18 protein-coding genes, 2 tRNA genes and 1 other RNA gene are annotated in these 15,725 nt (G+C 66.9%); 15 read left to right on the forward strand and 6 right to left on the reverse strand.

What is annotated here, in order from left to right:
• Positions 1–188: 188 nt before the first annotated feature.
• Positions 189–1,361: a lytic transglycosylase domain-containing protein gene (locus ACCQ10_RS05650; protein ID WP_372362451.1), complete on the reverse strand. Its 1,173-nt coding sequence runs from the start codon at positions 1,359–1,361 to the stop codon at positions 189–191.
• Positions 1,358–2,125: a hydroxyacylglutathione hydrolase gene (gene gloB, locus ACCQ10_RS05655; RefSeq protein ID WP_372363061.1), complete on the reverse strand. Its 768-nt coding sequence runs from the start codon at positions 2,123–2,125 to the stop codon at positions 1,358–1,360. The genes ACCQ10_RS05650 and gloB overlap by 4 nt, the downstream gene beginning before the upstream one ends.
• A gap of 12 nt (positions 2,126–2,137) precedes the next feature.
• On the opposite strand from gloB, the gene ACCQ10_RS05660 reads away from it, so the two are divergent.
• The 3 genes from ACCQ10_RS05660 to dnaQ are packed head-to-tail and all read left to right on the forward strand — an operon-like array spanning position 2,138 to position 4,020.
• A complete protein-coding gene (locus tag ACCQ10_RS05660; RefSeq protein WP_372362452.1) occupies positions 2,138–2,794 on the forward strand; it encodes a hypothetical protein in 657 nt (218 codons plus the stop codon).
• A 30-nt stretch (positions 2,795–2,824) separates the two neighbouring features.
• Complete coding sequence (gene rnhA / locus ACCQ10_RS05665) at positions 2,825–3,277, forward strand: ribonuclease HI (protein ID WP_104581088.1); 453 nt, start codon at positions 2,825–2,827, stop codon at positions 3,275–3,277.
• An 8-nt stretch (positions 3,278–3,285) separates the two neighbouring features.
• Entirely contained in the window at positions 3,286–4,020 is a 735-nt protein-coding gene (gene dnaQ, locus ACCQ10_RS05670) for a DNA polymerase III subunit epsilon (protein WP_166744017.1), read from the forward strand.
• 131 nt (positions 4,021–4,151) lie between these two features.
• On the opposite strand, the gene ACCQ10_RS05675 is transcribed toward dnaQ, so the two are convergent.
• Complete coding sequence (locus ACCQ10_RS05675) at positions 4,152–4,856, reverse strand: PP2C family protein-serine/threonine phosphatase (protein WP_019302615.1); 705 nt, start codon at positions 4,854–4,856, stop codon at positions 4,152–4,154.
• A gap of 195 nt (positions 4,857–5,051) precedes the next feature.
• Here ACCQ10_RS05675 and ACCQ10_RS05680 point away from each other — a divergent pair.
• A tRNA-Ser gene (locus tag ACCQ10_RS05680) sits at positions 5,052–5,142 on the forward strand.
• Positions 5,143–5,399: 257 nt separating this feature from the next.
• On the forward strand, positions 5,400–5,804 hold the full coding sequence (locus ACCQ10_RS05685; RefSeq protein WP_372362453.1) for a DUF6165 family protein: 405 nt from the start codon (positions 5,400–5,402) through the stop codon (positions 5,802–5,804).
• A gap of 189 nt (positions 5,805–5,993) precedes the next feature.
• Here ACCQ10_RS05685 and ACCQ10_RS05690 read toward each other — a convergent pair whose 3' ends face one another.
• A complete protein-coding gene (locus ACCQ10_RS05690; RefSeq protein ID WP_372362454.1) occupies positions 5,994–7,043 on the reverse strand; it encodes a glycosyltransferase family 9 protein in 1,050 nt (349 codons plus the stop codon).
• 20 nt (positions 7,044–7,063) lie between these two features.
• Here ACCQ10_RS05690 and ACCQ10_RS05695 point away from each other — a divergent pair, with 20 nt between their 5' ends.
• From ACCQ10_RS05695 to ACCQ10_RS05720, 6 genes are all read left to right on the forward strand, one after another.
• Positions 7,064–7,813, forward strand: a complete 750-nt coding sequence (locus ACCQ10_RS05695; RefSeq protein ID WP_047695414.1) for a 3-deoxy-D-manno-octulosonic acid kinase — start codon at positions 7,064–7,066, stop codon at positions 7,811–7,813.
• Positions 7,813–8,562, forward strand: coding sequence for an MBL fold metallo-hydrolase (locus tag ACCQ10_RS05700; protein WP_372362455.1), 750 nt, complete (start codon positions 7,813–7,815; stop codon positions 8,560–8,562). The genes ACCQ10_RS05695 and ACCQ10_RS05700 overlap by 1 nt, the downstream gene beginning before the upstream one ends.
• Positions 8,562–9,596, forward strand: coding sequence for a GTP 3',8-cyclase MoaA (gene moaA, locus ACCQ10_RS05705; protein WP_184376104.1), 1,035 nt, complete (start codon positions 8,562–8,564; stop codon positions 9,594–9,596). The genes ACCQ10_RS05700 and moaA overlap by 1 nt, the downstream gene beginning before the upstream one ends.
• Positions 9,597–9,980: 384 nt before the next feature.
• On the forward strand, positions 9,981–10,478 hold the full coding sequence (moaC, locus tag ACCQ10_RS05710) for a cyclic pyranopterin monophosphate synthase MoaC (RefSeq protein WP_372362456.1): 498 nt from the start codon (positions 9,981–9,983) through the stop codon (positions 10,476–10,478).
• Positions 10,475–10,720, forward strand: a complete 246-nt coding sequence (gene moaD / locus ACCQ10_RS05715; RefSeq protein ID WP_372362457.1) for a molybdopterin converting factor subunit 1 — start codon at positions 10,475–10,477, stop codon at positions 10,718–10,720. The genes moaC and moaD overlap by 4 nt, the downstream gene beginning before the upstream one ends.
• A complete protein-coding gene (locus ACCQ10_RS05720; protein WP_047695419.1) occupies positions 10,717–11,157 on the forward strand; it encodes a molybdenum cofactor biosynthesis protein MoaE in 441 nt (146 codons plus the stop codon). Before moaD ends, ACCQ10_RS05720 begins: the two co-directional genes overlap by 4 nt.
• Before the next feature lie 538 nt (positions 11,158–11,695).
• On the opposite strand, the gene ffs is transcribed toward ACCQ10_RS05720, so the two are convergent.
• Positions 11,696–11,792, reverse strand: an RNA gene (gene ffs / locus ACCQ10_RS05725) — signal recognition particle sRNA small type.
• A gap of 74 nt (positions 11,793–11,866) precedes the next feature.
• Positions 11,867–11,959, reverse strand: a tRNA-Ser gene (locus ACCQ10_RS05730).
• A 135-nt stretch (positions 11,960–12,094) separates the two neighbouring features.
• Between ACCQ10_RS05730 and dnaX the strand changes: the two genes are divergently transcribed.
• The 4 genes from dnaX to ACCQ10_RS05750 all read left to right on the forward strand — a co-directional run bounded on the left by dnaX (position 12,095) and on the right by ACCQ10_RS05750 (position 15,560).
• Positions 12,095–14,095, forward strand: coding sequence for a DNA polymerase III subunit gamma/tau (gene dnaX, locus ACCQ10_RS05735; protein WP_372362458.1), 2,001 nt, complete (start codon positions 12,095–12,097; stop codon positions 14,093–14,095).
• A gap of 6 nt (positions 14,096–14,101) precedes the next feature.
• Positions 14,102–14,422: a YbaB/EbfC family nucleoid-associated protein gene (locus ACCQ10_RS05740; RefSeq protein WP_005913896.1), complete on the forward strand. Its 321-nt coding sequence runs from the start codon at positions 14,102–14,104 to the stop codon at positions 14,420–14,422.
• A gap of 100 nt (positions 14,423–14,522) precedes the next feature.
• The gene (gene recR / locus ACCQ10_RS05745; protein WP_228314697.1) at positions 14,523–15,116 is read left to right on the forward strand and encodes a recombination mediator RecR; all 594 of its coding nucleotides are present in this window, start codon (positions 14,523–14,525) and stop codon (positions 15,114–15,116) included.
• Positions 15,117–15,209: 93 nt separating this feature from the next.
• On the forward strand, positions 15,210–15,560 hold the full coding sequence (locus tag ACCQ10_RS05750; RefSeq protein WP_039404049.1) for a histidine triad nucleotide-binding protein: 351 nt from the start codon (positions 15,210–15,212) through the stop codon (positions 15,558–15,560).
• Positions 15,561–15,725: the final 165 nt, after the last annotated feature.

Raw genomic sequence — 15,725 nt, forward strand, 5'->3', positions numbered from 1 at the left:
GGGCACGAGCGGCTAGCCGGGTCGTTACGCACTGCGCGTAGTGTCGTGGTGGTAGCGGCCCTGGCCGTGAGGGGACTGTTCCCGGGAACGCCCCCCTCGCGGCCAGGGCCGCTTCTGCAAGAGCGTGATGGCTATGGCGGTCGGGGAGTTCGGCACCCGGAACGGTGGGGGCGCCGACCGGTGCGCCCTCAGGGTGCGTCGTTGAACGACAGCACCATGCCCGGCTTCAGTACCGCGCGCTTGTCCAGGCCATTGCTGGCAAGCAGGGTGGCCACGGTGATGCCGTAACGGCGGGCAATGGCCCAGGCAGATTCGCCGTTGCGAACCGTGTGGGTCCGGGCGGGCGCGCCGGACGCCTTGGCTATCACAGCACTGGTGGAGGCGGCGCCGTTATCCGTGGCCATCACTGGAGTCGTCGAGGCGACGACGGCACCGCTGGAGCCGGGCTGCGCGGGCGCTGCCGGAGCCAGGACATGGACGCCCCTGGGGGCCGCGCGCGCACCTGCCACGGCAGGGTTCAGGCGGGCCAGCAGTTGCGGCTCGATGGCACGCTGCCCGGCCCAGGTGTTGAGGCTGGTGCCGGCGGGGAGTGCGTGCTCGGTCAGTACGGGCACCTGGCGGTCCAGCGAGGTCAGCAACGTACCCTGTTGTTGCGCGTGGTCCAGGACACAGGCCAGCGCATGCAGTTTTTCGACGTAGTCGTAGGTGACCTTGGACATGCCGGGCAGTTGCGACGGGCTGGCATTCTGGGCATTCACCCCGGCGCTGCGCATTGCCTGCAGCACGCGGTACTCGCCGGCGTTGTACGCCATCAGCGCCAGTCGCCAGTCGCCACCGAACATGCCGTACAAGGTCTTGAGATAGCGCACCGCCGCAGTAGTGGAATCCACCGCCGACAGGCGGCCATCGTATTGCGCGCCCACCGGTACATGGTGGTTACGTGCAGTGGTGGCGACAAACTGCCACAGGCCCGCAGGGCCGCTGCCGTTACGCGCACCGGGGCGATAACCGCTCTCGACGAAGGGAATCAGCGCGAATTCCGTCGGCATGTCGGCGGCGCGCAATTCATCGACGACATAACCGAACAGCGGCAGGACATCCTGTGCATCGTCGGCCAGGCGGGCCGGGGCGCGTGAGAAGTGCTGCTCCCAGCGCGTGTCACTGTGTTCGCTGTCGCAGCCGGGATCGGCACGGCCGTCCAGAAATGCCGAAAAGATCTCCCGCCCGTTACGCATGCTGGGTGCGGTGGACGATGCGGTGGGGCCGTCTGCGGGTTTCAGGCGGGCTGCGTCGTTGGACGAGGCCGCTGCCGGTGCAGTGGCCGCAAACGCGGCCAGCACTGCCAACACCAACCGCCTCATGCGCGAAATTCGTCTTTCCAGCGCCGAAGTTCGGCGAATACGTCTACTTCGGAGGATGCCGCTGCAGTCGGGCGCGTTGTGACTGCGGCGCGGATCTCGGGGCGGTTGGTACGTAAGAACGGATTGGTGGCCAGTTCACTCTTGAGCGAAATCGGCAGGGTAGGACGGGCTGCATGACGCATGGCCTGGGCTTCCTGTTGACGGCGCTGCAAGGCAGCGTTGGTGGGATCGACATGCAGCGCAAAGGCCGCGTTGGCCAGGGTGTATTCGTGGCCACAACACACAAGCGTATCGCCAGGCAGGGAAGCCAGGCGCTGCAACGAGTCGAACATCTGGGGAGCGGTACCTTCGAACATCCGCCCACAGCCTAGGCTGAACAGGGTATCACCGCTGAACAGGTGGGTGTCCGTCACAAACGCGATATGGGTGCGGGTGTGGCCGGGAACCTCCAGCACCTCCAATGCCGTCCCCAACAGCGTCAGGCGCTCGCCCTGACCGACCGGATGCGCGTCGCCGGGAATGCGCTCGTCGTCAGGCCCGAACACCTCCAGGTCCGGCCAGCGCTGCTGAAGCGTGGCCACGCCGCCGACATGATCGGCGTGATGGTGGGTCAACAGGATGGCGGTGGGTACCACGCCATCGTGCTGTGCGGCAGCGATGACCGGCTCGGCCTGTCCGGGGTCGACAATGATGGCGCGGCCATCCGCGGCGACCAGCGCCCAGATGTAATTGTCATCGAATGCGGGCAGGGCGATCAGTCGCATAGAATTGGGACCATGCCTGCCCCGCCATTCTCCCGTCAAGCTGGTGTCTCATCCTGGTTTGATACGGGGGCAGGGCGCGGCCTGCTCCAGTCCGAGCGTCGCCTGGCACTGGAGGCGCTGCAGACGCGTCCCTCTCAGCCGTGGTTGTGGCTGACGCCGAACAAGGATCTGCCGCCACGCGAGTCGCTGGATGGGCGCGGGCTGCGCCTGTTCCGCAGCGCGGGGCGGTTCGCCGGCGATGCCCGCTGCGCCATGCCGTTCCCGCTGCCAACCGAAAGCCTGCAGGCCATCGTGGTGCAACATGCCGTGGTTGGCGGTGCGGCGGATTTCCTGAGCGAGTGCGAGCGGCTGTTGATGCCGGGTGGCCGGCTGTGGCTGTTTACGCTCAACCCGCTGAGCCCTTACCGGTTTCATTGGGCGCGCCGCGGCCCGGTGGCCTTGCGCCCGGATCGCTGGCGGCTGCTGGCGCAGCGCGCCGGCCTGCACTGCGTGGAAACAGAGCGCTACCTGGGGCCGATCTGGCGTGTCGGGCGCGGCTCCTCCGATCCTGGCCGCGCTCCGTGGCGCGCGGTGTATTTACTTGAAGTGGAAAAGCGCGCCTCGGCACCGATCGCGCCCACACCGATTGCGCTGCCGTCGCGTTGGCCGCAACCGGTGGCCACGATCTGACCTTCGCCTCATTGCAACTCTTGGAACCTGATGAAATCAATTGAAGTGCATACCGACGGCTCCTGCCTCGGCAACCCCGGGCCGGGTGGCTGGGCAGCGCTGCTGCGTTACAACGGCCGCGAAAAGGAATTGGCCGGCGGCGAAGCGGTGTCCACCAACAATCGGATGGAGCTGATGGCGGCGATCATGGCCCTGGAAACGTTGACCGAGCCGTGCCAGATCGTGCTGCATACCGATTCGCAATACGTGCGCCAGGGCATTACCGAATGGATGTCCGGCTGGGTGCGCCGCGGATGGAAAACTGCCGGCGGCGACCCGGTCAAGAACCGCGAGTTGTGGGAGCGGCTGCACGCGGCAACCCAGCGCCATCGCATCGATTGGCGCTGGGTGAAGGGGCACAATGGCGATCCGGACAACGAGCGCGTCGACGTGCTCGCCCGCAACCAGGCCATCGCCCAGCGCAGTGGCGCTGCAACTGCGTAAGAGGATTCATGCGTCAGATCATTCTCGATACAGAAACCACCGGCCTGGAATGGCGCAAGGGCAACCGCGTCGTCGAAATCGGTGCGGTGGAGCTGCTGGAGCGACGGCCCAGCGGCAACAATTTCCATCGCTATCTGAAGCCGGATTGCGACTTCGAGCCCGGGGCACAGGAAGTGACCGGGCTGACCCTGGAATTCCTGGCCGACAAGCCGCTCTTCAGCGACGTGGTGGAGGAGTTTCTCGCCTACATCGACGGTGCGGAGCTGATCATCCACAACGCCGCATTCGACCTGGGCTTTCTGGATAACGAGCTCTCGCTGCTGGGCAGCGGCTATGGCCGCATCACCGATCGCGCCAGCGTGACCGATACCTTGATGATGGCGCGCGAGCGTTACCCGGGGCAGCGCAACTCACTGGATGCCTTGTGCAAGCGCCTGGGCGTGGACAACTCGCATCGCCAGCTGCACGGCGCCCTGCTCGATGCGCAGATCCTGGCCGATGTCTACATCGCGCTGACCTCCGGGCAGGAAGAGATCGGCTTTGCCAGCGCCGATGCCGGCCAACGCTCCGAGGACGGCAGCGGCATGATCACCTTCGACCCGGCCTTGTTGTTGCCGCGGCCGCGGGTCGTGGTCACCGCGTCGGAAACGCAGGCGCACGAGGCGCGGCTGGCGCAGTTGCGCAAGAAAGCCGGTCGTGCACTGTGGGATGCGCCGGTTGAGGAGGTTGCTGCGGCAGGCTAGGACGGCTGCACCGGGGGCGTCTGCCGTCACGCGCTCGCGGCATACGCCATGGTGGGCCTGTGCCGGGTGCAGCACGGCGCTGTGTTAGGCGATCAGCGCCGACGTCCGAGGCCGACGGCGCGCAGGCTTGCTCAGTAGCTGCGCACCAGGATGGCGGTGATGTTGTCCGAGCCGCCGCCATCCAGTGCCGCCGCCACCAGGCATTCCACGCACTCCTGCGCGCTGCAGTCGGCCTGCGACAGGGTTGCGGCGATGGCGGCATCGTCCACTTCCTCGGTCAGGCCGTCGCTGCACAGCAGTAGCTGCATGCCGGATTTGAGTTCGCCCTGCATGGTGGCAACGTTGAGGTGCGCCGGGTCGGTGACGCCCAGCGCCTGGGTCACCACATTGCGATGCGGATGCGCGCGCGCCTGCTCGCTGGTCAACGTGCCCTGGGCGATGAGTTCCTGCACATAACTGTGGTCCTGGCTCAACTGCGCCAGCCGGCCGTCGCGCCACAGATACGCGCGGCTGTCGCCGACCCAGGCCACTTCGAAGCGCTGGCCCAGCACGCGTGCGGCGACCACGGTGGTGCCCATCGGCAACGTATCGTTGCAGCGGCGCGAGGTCTTGATGATTTCTTCGTCGGCGATGCGCACGGCCTGGGCGAGCGGGGTGCCGGCGCGGATTTCGCGCACGATGGTCTCGCGCGCCAGCGCACTGGCCACCTCGCCGCAGGCGTGACCGCCCATGCCGTCGGCCACCAGCCATAGCCCCAGCTCGCTGTCGCCGTAATAGGTGTCCTCGTTGAGGTCACGGCGCAGGCCGACGTGGGTGAGGTGTCCGAATTCGAGCATAGGGCCGGTCGCCAGGGAGAAGATGCGCCACCATCATCGCGGCCGGGACGGTCAGCAGCAACCGAGCCATTGCCGGTGCCGCAGCGCCGGTTCACGCCGGGCCGGCAGGCGGTGACACCGACACTGGCCCAGGCCGCTTGTGGCCTGGCGCGTGTGCCCGTATGATGCACGGCCCCAGGACACTGGGGACCATCTGGAGAGGTGGCAGAGCGGTTGAATGTACCTGACTCGAAATCAGGCAGGCGTTTATAGCGCCTCGGGGGTTCGAATCCCCCCCTCTCCGCCAGATTAGGGCGAGCAGTTGTGCCAGTGCCGCGTGAGTTTCGCCGGCGGCGTTGGGGGGTGAGAAGCCCCGGGTTCGACAGACAGCGCAGCTGTCTGCACGGCGAAGCCGCCCGCAGGGCGAAGGCGCGTAGTGCCGAGCGAATCCCCCCCTCTCCGCCAGATTTGCATCAGCCCCCGCAAGGGGGCTTTTGTTTATGTGTCGCAGCCGGCTGTGGCTGCGATGACTACAATCCGATCGATCCCCGTTGGAGGCCTGTCATGTCCGAGATCCTGGTGCCCGTGTCCTTTGGTGAGCTGCTCGACAAGATCGCGATCCTGCAGATCAAGTCCGAGCGCATGAGCGATGCGGCCAAGCTGGCGAATGTGCGCAACGAGTTGTCCGCGCTGGAAAACAGCTGGATGGCGCATCCGGCCGCCGGCCACGACATCGTGCGTCTGCGCGCCGAGCTCAAAGCCGTCAACGAGCGGCTGTGGGTGATCGAGGACGACATCCGGCTCAAGGAACAGTCGCAGACCTTCGACGACGGCTTCGTGCAGCTGGCACGCAGCGTGTACATCGAAAACGACGAGCGTGCGCGGATCAAGAAGCAGATCAATCTGGCGCTGGGCTCGTCGTATGTGGAAGAGAAGTCCTATCAGGATTACCGCGCAACCGGCGCCTGAGACGTGATCGGGTGATCGCGCTGGCGTATGTCAGTGGGACCGCGGGGCCGGCGGTGCGTGTCCCGGCGGCTGGCGATCAGGGCGTTGCCCATCGCCTCGCGGGACGATGAGGTCGCTGCGTCACGTTTGCGCGCCGCGCAGGCGCACCGCGCAACGCGCCGGTACGCGCGTGGCTGCAGCGGCCAATGCTCAGCGCGGATGATCGGCGCGATAGCGTTCGAATGCGGCAATCGCGTCGTCGACGGTAATCAGCGACATCACCTCCTCGAACTCGATCTTGGTGCCCCAGCGGAGCTGCTCGGCCGGTTTGCCCAGATGTTTGCGCGCGGCCGCGTCGTAGCGGTCCACGCAATAGCGCACATCCGAGTAAGGCCCGCTGCGTTTGGGGTTGCTGGCCGCGTGCAAGCCAAGCACCTTGGTGCCCATCGCGTTGGCGATGTGCATCGGCCCGGAATCGGGGGTGACCACCAGGTCTGCGCGGGCAAGCAGCGCAGGCAGCTGCTTGAGCGTGTCCTTGCCGACCAGGTCCAGCACCGGCGCGCGCGTGGCGGCGACGATGGCGTCGGCCGTGCTGCGTTCCAGGGCACTGCGGCCGCCGCACAGCACGATGCGCCAGCCTTGCGCCGCCGCGTGATCGGCCAGCGCCGCGTGGCGCTCCGGGTACCAGTTACGTCGCACATGGCTGGAGCAGGGCGAAATCATCAGCACCGGGCGGCCGTCGTCGTCCCACTGCGCGCGTGCCCAGGCGTGCGCGTCAGCGGGCACCGGCAGGTCCCAGCGAACCTGCGTCTGGCGCAGGCCCAGCGGCTCGGCGAAGCTGCCGATGGCATCGAGTACGTGGATGCCCGGGCGGTCGGGGATGCGTTCGTTGACGAACAGCCCGTGCAGATCCTTGGAGCGGCTGCGGTCGTAACCGATACGCCGGCGCGCCGGCACGAGCGCCGACAACACGTTGGCGCGAAAGGCCACCTGCATTTGCAGCAAGGCGTCGAAGCGCCCCAGCGGCGCCAGCGACCGGCGTAATGCGCGCATGCCGGCCACGCCGCCGCGTTTGTCGTAGGCATGGAACTGCACGCCGGGCAGGCCGTCGAGCAGCTTGAGGCCCGCCTGGTCGATGATCCAGTGCAGCTGCGTCTGCGGGAAACCCGCTTGCAGCGTGCGCACCAGCGACACCACATGGGTGACATCGCCAAGGGCGGACAAGCGCAGCAGACACAGCGATGCAGGCGTTACAGCCATGGTGTTGTTAGACTCGATAGATGGTTTCTTTCGACGCCACCGAAGCGCTGACGCCGTACCGCGAGGGCCGCGGGTACGGCGCCATTCTGTTCGACCGCGAACGGCTGCGGCAAGCCGATGCCGGGCTGTTTTCGCCGCAACGCTGGGGCGACAGGGCGCGGCCGGTCGGTGAGGGCGGCCGCGGCGGGGCCTGGTTCGTGGATGCGCCATTCGGCCGCAGCGTGTTGCGCCAGTACCTGCGTGGCGGCATGGCGGCGCGGGTGAGCCATGACCGGTATCTGTGGAAAGGTGCCGGACGCACGCGCAGCTTTGCCGAGTTCCGGCTGATGCGCGAACTGATCAAGCGCAAGTTGCCGGTGCCGCGTCCGCTGGCAGCCTGCTATCTGCGCGAAGGCCTGGGCTACCGCGCGGCCTTGTTGATGGAGCGGCTTGAAGATGTGCGCTCGCTGGCCGACCACGCGCAGGTGGCCGGGCGTGGCGCGCCGTGGGAGGCCACCGGCCAACTGATTGCGCGGTTTCATCGCGCCGGGCTGGATCACGCCGACCTCAACGCGCACAACATCCTGTTCGATGCCGGCGGGCATGGCTGGTTGATCGATTTCGACCGCGGTGTGCTGCGCATTCCGGCCACCCGCTGGCGCGAGCGTAACCTCAAGCGGCTGCACCGTTCGCTGCTGAAGCTGCGCGGCAACCGTAGCCGCGAAGAGGTCGACAAGGATTACCAGCGGCTGCACCGCGCGTATGAGCTGGCCTGGGGCCGGGGCTACTGATGCATTGGGCGTTGCGGGTGCAAGGGGTCGGCAATGCGTCGGCGGTGGCGCTTGGTTCGCCGATGGCCACCATCGAGCGCGCCCGCGCGCCGTGGTTGACCATCGATTGCGGCAGCGAGGGGCTGACTGCCTATCAGGCCCATTACGGCCAGCTGCCGCAGGCGATCTTCATCACCCATGTGCACCTGGATCATGTCGGCGGGCTGGAGCGGGTGTTCGTCGACAGCTATTTCTCCGAGCGGCGCGGGCGCACGCGTCTGTATGTGCCCGCGCCGGTGGTGCCGCTGCTGCAGCGGCGCATTGCCGATTACCCGAACGTGCTGGCAGAAGGCGGGGCGAACTTCTGGGACGCATTCCAATTGGTGCCGGTCGGCGATGCCTTCTGGCACGACGGGGTGCGGCTGGAAGTGTTCCCGGTACGCCACCACTGGCCCGAGACCGCTTACGGGCTGCGTCTGAAGGGCGCGCTGGTGTGGACCGGCGACACCCGGCCGATCCCGGAAATGCTGAAGCGTTATGCCGACGACAACGAGCTCATCGCGCATGACTGCGGTGTTCACGGCAACCCGTCGCATACTGGCGTGGACGATTTGGAGCGGGAGTACCCGCAGGACCTGTTGAGCCGCATGCTGCTGTACCACTACGCCAGCGACGCCGATGCCGATGTGCTGCGCGCGCGCGGCCATCGTGTTGCCGTGCCTGGGCAGTATCTGGCACTGGCGGACTCGACCGCTGCCACGGTGCGCTGATGGGCGCCCTGACCCTGCCCACCCTGGCCGGTGCGCCCATGCAGGACCGCTACGGCCGCCCGTTGCGCGACCTGCGCCTGTCGGTGATCGAGGCCTGCAACTTCCGCTGTGGCTATTGCATGCCGGCCGATCGCGTGCCGGACGACTACGGGTTCGATGCGCAGCAGCGCCTGAGTTTCGAGCAACTGGAAACCCTGGTGCGGGCCTTTGTTTCGGTGGGCGTGACCAAGGTCCGCCTGACCGGTGGCGAGCCACTGCTGCGGCGTGACCTGCCGGCCCTGATCGCGCGTCTGACGGCGATCGACGGCATCGAGGATCTGGCATTGACCACCAATGGCGTCCTGCTCGCGCGCCAGGCTGTGGCGCTGCGCCAGGCCGGGCTGCGCCGCATCACCGTCAGCATGGATGCGTTGGAGCCGGCATTGTTCAGACGCATGAGCGGCGACCGCGGCGATATCGCCCAGGTGCTGGCCGGGATTGCGGCTGCCGAGCAGGCCGGCTTCACGCGGTTGAAGATCAATTGCGTGGTGCAGCGTGGCGTCAACGAGGATCAGGTGCTGCCGCTGGTGGAGCACTTCCGCGGTACCGGGCACGTGCTGCGCTTCATTGAATTCATGGACGTGGGGAGCTGCAACGGTTGGTCACCCGAGGCAGTGGTGAGCTCTGCGCAACTGCACGCGCGCATCCATGCACGCTGGCCGCTGGTGCCGCTGGATGCCAATTACACCGGCGAAGTCGCGCAGCGCCACGCATTTGCAGATGGCGCCGGCGAAGTGGGGTTCGTCAGTTCGGTCAGCGTGCCGTTCTGTGGCGACTGCCAGCGCGCGCGCGTTTCAGCCGACGGCCATCTGTATACCTGTCTGTTTGCCAGCCAGGGCCATGATCTGAAGCCAGCCTTGTCCGACGGCGAGCACGGGTTGGCGGACCACCTGCGTCAGCGCTGGAGCCTGCGTGGCGACCGCTACAGCGAGGTGCGTGCGGTGGCGGCGCCGCGTCGGGGCAAACCGGTGGAGATGTTTCTGATCGGCGGGTGAGTGCGGGCGTGCTTCTGGCGCTATGTGCGCCGCACGCGTGCTTGCGCGATTTGCTGATGCGCGCGCGTTGGCGCATTGCGCGGCACCGACTGGACGTCACCGCGTCCGGGCGTCCTGCAGTCGCAGCGGACGATGTGCAGCGATCGCTGCGCCAAGTGCAGATTTCGCTGTCGATGACCGCGTCGACGGCGTTTAAAAACGTTGTTTTCTTGCAATCCCGCGCCGCTGGATCATCGGTCGACCGCCGGGCGACTGCCGGATTGCGTGCTGCCGCGCGTCGCACGCTGGCGCAAGGATGCACACTGCTGACAGCTGCTGTTCCATCAAGGCGCCTCGTTCACCGAGAATGCCGCATCCTGCCTGCCTGTCACCGTGTAGTTCTCCATGCCTCCCAAATCACGTTCCGCGCGCCTGACCCACCTGGATAATGCCGGGCTCCCCACCATGGTGGATGTCTCGGACAAGGCGGTCACCGCACGCAGCGCCACGGCCGTCAGCCGGGTGCGTTTTCCGGTTGCGGTCGCAGCCCAGTTGCGTGCCAGCGGCCTGCGCAGTGCCAAAGGTGGCATCGTCGAGACGGCAGTGATCGCCGGCACGATGGCGGTCAAGCGCACGCATGAGCTGATCCCGTTCTGCCATCCGTTGCCGATCGATGCCTGCCGTTTCGAGATCGATTGGGCTGGAGAGCAGGTGCTGGACATCCAGTGCACGGTCCGTTGCGTGCATCGCACTGGCGTGGAGATGGAGGCCCTGACCGGCGCCAGCGTTGCGGCGTTGACGGTGTATGACATGTGCAAGGCGCTGTCGCACGCCATGACCATCGGGCCGACCAGGTTGGTCTCCAAGCGTGGCGGCAAGCGCGACATCGGAGCGGCGCGATGACTGCCACGGTAACGGTGTTGTATTTCGCCAGCCTGCGCGAGGCGGCAGGGGTGGCCGACGAGCGCGTGCAGTCCAGTGCCCAGGACCTGCGGAGCCTGTATGCCGAGCTCGATGCACGGCACGGCCTGCGCTGGACGCCGGCGCAGTTGCGCGTCGCCGTCGATGGGGCGTTTGCGCGCTGGGAGGATGCGGTGCGCGACGGCAGCGAAGTGGTGTTCATTCCGCCAGTGTCGGGAGGTTGAACGTGAGCGAGCAGACAACCGCCGTGTTTGCGCTGTCCGACATTGCGCTGCCGGTCGATCACTTGCGTGCAGGGATGGAACATCCGCATGCCGGCGCCTTCGCCAGTTTCGAGGGCTGGGTGCGCGACCACAATGAGGGCCGCGGCGTTGCCGGCTTGCGCTACGAAGCCTATGCCGCACTTGCCCAGGCCGAAGGCCAGCGCGTGCTCGATGAGGCAGTCGGCCGCTTCGCCATCGTGCAGGCGCAGTGCGTGCATCGTGTGGGTGAGCTGCGTATCGGCGAGATGGCGGTGTGGGTCGGTGTGAGTGCGGCGCATCGCGGCGCCGCGTTCGACGCCTGCCGTTACATCATCGACGAGGTCAAGGCGCGCGTGCCGATCTGGAAGCACGAGCATTACCTGGAAGGGGATGCGGGCTGGCTGCATCCGGAGGCGTAGGTGAAGGCAGCGCAGTGGCGTGCCGAGCACTGCAAGTCTCACGTTGACGATGGCCAGCGGCTTCAGGCATCTGTCGCGCGTGTCAACGCGCTTGTGTAGTGCCCGGCCCTGCGCACGCCAGGTCGGTCCGCAACACGAACCCCTTAGTGCAACTGCGGCAGCTGGTCAGGAGCGGGCACGCATTGAAGCTCCGGTGGTGTCCCGGCCGCTTATCTGGTCGAGCGCAATGAGCGATTCACGCCCAGCCGGGCGTCGCAGCGCGTTGCATCAATCCGCGTCGTAGGCGCCTTTGGCGCGCAGTTTCCTGGTGCGGGCGCTCGGCTGTCGCCAAGACCGCCATCAGGGACGGACGAGGGGTTTGCATGCGGTGCGCAGCACGACACCGACGGCCTGCACGGCAACATCGCCAACAACAGCGCACTGATGTTCCTGCAGAACGCCAATGGAACTGCAGAACGTGGTCGCCGCGTGATGCAGGCAAGCGTACCGCTGTGGCGGCGACTGGCCGGCCCGGCGCGTGCTGGAGGTTGGGGTGGTGTCCCCGCCGGTTGACCTCGGCGCCCGCATCAATCGATACCGTTGCTGCCTTCCGGCCCTGGCGGGATTTTCGATCTAGCGTCGCGAGGGACCGACGGGGCCACCATAAGACGTGGGCCACTGGCGTGGCCCGGGATCTGCTGCGACGGTGTCATCGCGCACATCATGAAACTGGCGGAGAGAGGGGGATTCGAACCCCCGAAGCGCGGTTTAGACGCTTACACACTTTCCAGGCGTGCTCCTTCAACCACTCGGACACCTCTCCGTACCTGCACGACCGGGGCCTTACAGGGCCGCAAATTCTAGCGGTCGCCGGCCCATACCACAAGCTGAATCTTGCAGGCGCAGTCGATGAGACGGGCCGTGGCACAATATCGGCTCAGAACAAGCTGGTTGCCCGATGTCTTATCTCGTTCTCGCCCGCAAGTGGCGCCCGAAGCGTTTTGCCGAACTCGTGGGCCAGGAACACGTGGTCCGCGCGCTCAGTAACGCGCTCGACAGTGGGCGCGTGCACCACGCGTTCCTGTTCACCGGCACCCGCGGCGTGGGCAAGACCACGATTGCGCGCATCTTCGCCAAGTCGCTTAACTGCGAGACCGGCACCAGCGCCGATCCGTGCGGGACGTGCCCGGCCTGCCTGGACATCGATGCCGGCCGCTACATCGACCTGCTGGAAATCGACGCCGCATCCAACACCGGCGTGGACGACGTGCGCGAGGTGATCGAGAACGCCCAGTACATGCCCTCGCGCGGCAAGTTCAAGGTCTATCTGATCGACGAAGTGCACATGCTCTCCAAGGCGGCGTTCAATGCGTTGCTGAAGACGCTGGAAGAGCCGCCGGAGCATGTGAAGTTCCTGCTGGCCACCACCGACCCGCAAAAGCTGCCGGTGACCGTGCTGTCGCGCTGCCTGCAGTTCAACCTCAAGCGGCTGGACGAGGATCAGATCCAGGGGCAGATGACGCGGATCCTGGCGGCCGAACAGATCGAATCGGATCCGTCGGCGATCGTGCAGCTGTCCAAGGCGGCCGATGGCTCGCTGCGCGATGGTTTGTCGCTGCTGGATCAGGCGATCGCCTACGCCGGCGGCGCGCTGCGCGAGGACGTGGTGCGCACCATGCTGGGCACGGTCGATCGCACCCAGGTCGGGGCGATGCTGCAATCGCTGGCCGATGGCGATGGCGAGCGCCTGCTGCAGGTGGTGGCCGCGCTGGCTGAATTTTCGCCCGATTGGAGCGGCGTGCTGGAAGCCCTGGCCGAGGCACTGCACCGGGTGCAGGTGCAGCAGTTGGTGCCATCGGTGGCCTTTGTGGGCGATGGGATCGACCCGACCCCGTTTGCCGCGCAGCTGCTCCCGGAAGTGGTGCAGCTGTGGTACCAGATGGCGCTCAACGGGCGCCGCGATCTGTATCTGGCGCCAAGCCCGCGCGCCGGGTTCGAGATGGCGGTGCTGCGCATGCTGGCCTTCCGGCCCGCGGCGGCGGTGCCTGCCGGTCGCAGCGACGACGGCCGTGGGGCCGGTGCCGGCAGTGGCACACGCGTGCCGGGCGCAGGCGTGCAGGCCGCTGCGCCTGCTGCCGCGGCCGCAGCTCCTGCAGCGATGCCGGCAGCGGCGATGGAAGCAGTGGTTGCGCCAAACGTGGCAGTTGCCGCCGCTGCGCCAGCTGCCGTCGCGGCAGCGCCGGTGGTCTCGCTGGCTGCTTCGGCGGTTCCCGCGGGCGCTGCGCCTGCGCGCACTGACGACACCCCACCCTGGGCGGTGGACGACGCACCGGTGAGGACGCCTGCCGCAGTGACGGAGACCTCGGCTCCCGCATCCGGGACGGCCACTGCCCCGTCGATCGCGTCGCCCTCGGTCATGGCCACGCCAGAAGCGGCCATGGCGCCTCCCTTGGACGCTGCGGACCCGGCAGCGGCAACCGAAACGATGGCGGCGACACCGCCGTCGCACGTTGCAGCAGTATCCCCGGCGCCTTCCACCGATGCGGCGGCGCCGATCGACGATGGCCGCATCGCCGATGCCGAGCAGTGGCTGGAGCTGGTCACGCGCAGTGGCTTGAATGGCCCGTCGCGACAGCTTGCCGCCAACGCTGCGTTTATCGGGCATCGCGATGGCGTGCTGCGGCTGGCGCTGGCGCCGGGCTTCGAATACCTCAACTCAGAGCGCTCCATCGCCAACCTGGCTCAGGCATTGGCGCCGGTGCTGGGCGACACCCCGCGCATCGTGATCGAAACCGGCAACGCCGATGTCGAGACCTTGCACGAGCGGGCCAACCGCCAGAAAGGCGAGCGCCAGAGCGCAGCCGAAATCGCCTTCATCAACGACCCCAATGTGCAGCAGCTGATTCAGCAGCAGGGCGCGCGGGTCGTCCCCGATTCCATCCGCCCTTACGACGAGTAACGCCCCATGCGTGGAAACATTGCCCAATTGATGCAGCAGGCGCAGAAGATGCAGGAAAACCTGCAGCGCGCCCAGGAAGAACTGGCCAAGCTGGAAGTCACCGGCACCGCCGGCGGCGGCATGGTCAGCGTGACGCTGACCGGCGCCAAGGAGTGCCGCAAGGTGCGCATCGACCCGAGCATCCTGTCCGACCAGGAAATGGCCGAAGACCTGATCGCCGCTGCGTTCAACGACGCCTCCAACAAGATCGACGCCGAATCCAAGGACCGCATGGGCTCGGCCACCGCCGGCATGCAGCTGCCGCCCGGCATGAAGTTGCCGTTCTGATCGAGGGGATTCGGGAGTCGGGATTGGGGATTCGCTAGAAGCGAGGCTCGCTTCTGCGTTTGCCAATCCCGAATCTCAACTCCCGAATCCCGGCCGCCCAATGTCCACTCTGCTCGAACAACTGATCGAGGCCTTCCGGGTATTGCCCGGTGTGGGCCAGAAATCGGCGCAGCGCATGGCCTACCACGTGCTCGAGCGCGAGCGCGAGGGCGGGCGGCGCCTGGCCGCGGCGCTGGGAAATGCGGTGGAAAAGGTCGGGCATTGCGTGCAATGCCGCGATTTCACCGAATCGGAAGTCTGCACCATCTGCGCCAGCAGCAGCCGTGACCGACAGCAGCTGTGCGTGGTCGAGTCGCCGGCCGATCGCCTGGCGATCGAGCATGCCACCGGCTACCGGGGTCTGTATTTCATTTTGCAGGGGCGCTTGTCGCCGCTGGATGGCATCGGCCCGCGCGAGTTGGGGCTGGACCGCCTCGGCGAGCGCCTGGCCGCCGGTGAGGTCACCGAAATGATCATCGCCACCAATGCCACCGTGGAGGGCGAGGCAACCGCCCATTACCTGGCGCAGCTGGCGCGTCAGCATGCGGTACGGCCAAGTCGGCTCGCCCAGGGCATGCCGCTGGGCGGCGAGCTGGAATACGTCGACCGCGGCACCCTGTCGCACGCCTTCGGCACCCGCAGTGAGGTGCTTTGAGGGCGGGGATTGGGGAGTCGGGATTGGGGATTCGCAAAAGCCGGTCGGCGCGCGCGGTAAGCTTTGGCCAATCCCAAATCCCGAATCCCGTCTATGACCGACACCATCTTCGGCAAAATCATTCGTCGCGAAATTCCGGCCACCATCGTTTATGAAGACGACGAGGTGCTGGGCTTCGAGGACATCGCACCGCAGGCGCCGGTGCATGTGCTGTTCATTCCCAAGCAGCACGCCATTCCCACCCTGGACGATGTGCCGCCGGAGCAGGCGCTGCTGGTCGGCAAGCTGGCCATTGCGGCGGCGGCCTACGCGCGCGCGCAGGGACTGGCGCAGGACGGCTACCGCATCGTGATGAATTGCCGCGAGCATGCCGGCCAGACGGTCTTCCATATCCATCTGCACCTGCTGGCCGGTGCGCCGTTGGGTCGTTTCGGCACCCCCTGACGGGACGTCGCCACCGATGTGGCCGAACAGATGGTCGAGCGGCAACGGCAGGCCGGGCTTGAGCATGGCCGGTCGTCGCTACTGCGGTCACGAGCCGATGCACACCAATAGGCGCTCATGGCAGCCCTGTAGCCGCGCAGCCGCGATTCCGGCCTTGTTGCGCCC

Origin of the sequence: Xanthomonas sp. NCPPB 1325 (assembly GCF_041477645.2) — a bacterium.
Classification (GTDB): domain Bacteria; phylum Pseudomonadota; class Gammaproteobacteria; order Xanthomonadales; family Xanthomonadaceae; genus Xanthomonas; species Xanthomonas cannabis.